At 56.9% G+C, this 1,427-nt stretch carries 1 protein-coding gene; it reads left to right on the forward strand.

Translation table 11 applies throughout. The features are described from left to right. The first annotated feature begins 568 nt into the window (after positions 1-568). A complete protein-coding gene (locus ITP53_RS55315) occupies positions 569-994 on the forward strand; it encodes a hypothetical protein (RefSeq protein WP_195903484.1) in 426 nt (141 codons plus the stop codon). The last annotated feature ends 433 nt before the right edge of the window (positions 995-1,427 follow it).

The raw sequence follows: 1,427 nt of genomic DNA on the forward strand, positions 1-1,427 counted from the left end.
CGACCCGGGCGGTCAGCCGCTCCACCGTTGCTTCCAGCTTCGCGATCGTCTCGCGCTGAGCCTCGATCGTGGCCATCTGCCGGACCACCAGCGATGCCAGCTCGTCATACGACGGACGGCGCTCCGGAGTCTTCACCACCCAAAGATCATGGCACCTCGCGGACAGCCCTCACGCCAGCAAGATCGAGAGCTACTGAATGCCTACGAAATGCGTCGGACGCAGACGATTACCATCTCTAGTTAACATAGCAACTCTTTATTGTCAATAATATTAAGGATAATCTGTATTTCCCGATCTGATCTTGTCCTTTAGGATATCCAGTGTCAAGATCCCGAAGGGGCGCGATCCCTGAAATGTGAGTGCCACTGGCAGGAAGGATTGAGACTAGGCCCGCCACGAAATCATCGGCCTAGATTCGCCAACCATGCCTATTGTCATGTTTGAAAAAGCCCTCACGCAGGGTAATAACTAAACTCTATTCCGATTATTGACTAGTGGATTGGATTTGCGAGACTATAAATGTCAGATGAGTTCACGAGGGACTCCCGCCCTTAGTAAGGAGAATCGATGTTCAAGCCTCCCATTCGATCGCTGTTAGCCGGCGGGCTGCTCGTTGTGGCTGTATTTGGTGCGGCCACACCCGCTCTCGCGGCCACGTTCCAGGTGAAGCATGGTCAGAATGTGGCCGTCACCTCCCTTACTGACAAGGAGGTCACCCTCTGCGACGGAGAAAACGACGGCTATGCGGTCCAGGTCCAGTACGAGCGGGCATCCGGCAACGGCGGCGCGTTCTGGGAGAGTCGAGGATCGGGAGCCTGCGCTACCTCTGGCTCTGGAACCGTCATCACGCGAATGAAGGTCTGCGAACAGCGGTCTCTCGGAGCAGATAATTGCACCGGCTGGGTGACGAACCCGAACCTGGGCTTCGCACCTCCCGTGATCACGGAAGAGGACCTTCGCCGCGAGGCGGAAGACCCGTACATGTACCGATAGAGAGTATCGGTTACAAACTGAGCTGTGGAGTTCGCGCATATGTAGCGAACTCCACAGCTCCCCCGTCCCAATCACGGCACGTCGATACATGTACTTTCTCGCCGAAAGGGAAAAATGTACAAGATAACTCGCGTCAGCCTCGTTATCCTCGCTGCATTCATGGGGGCTGGCATCGCCCTCTCGGGAACGGCGGTTGCAGCTACGACGACCACCGCACCTGCGAACGTCGTCAGCCAGATGTTGATACCGCCGGGATGCGCGATCGCCGACAATTGGGCGGCTACGGCCAACGACTACATCTCACGATGTAAGCATTCACCCCCAGCGCATGTCGAGTTCTGGTGATCGCGCTGTGTGATCGTCTGGAGGCGTGCGTGAGTACGGTGGCTCCGTAGCGTCAGGCTGTAGCCGGGTCGGGTGGCATCCAGAGCTT

Source organism: Nonomuraea cypriaca (assembly GCF_015645445.1).
GTDB classification, from domain to species: domain Bacteria; phylum Actinomycetota; class Actinomycetes; order Streptosporangiales; family Streptosporangiaceae; genus Nonomuraea; species Nonomuraea cypriaca.

Bases quoted from the DNA above. Each gene is read 5' to 3' on its own strand.
- ITP53_RS55315 (WP_195903484.1), top strand. From the start codon at position 569: ATGTTCAAGCCTCCCATTCGATCGCTGTTAGCCGGCGGGCTGCTCGTT.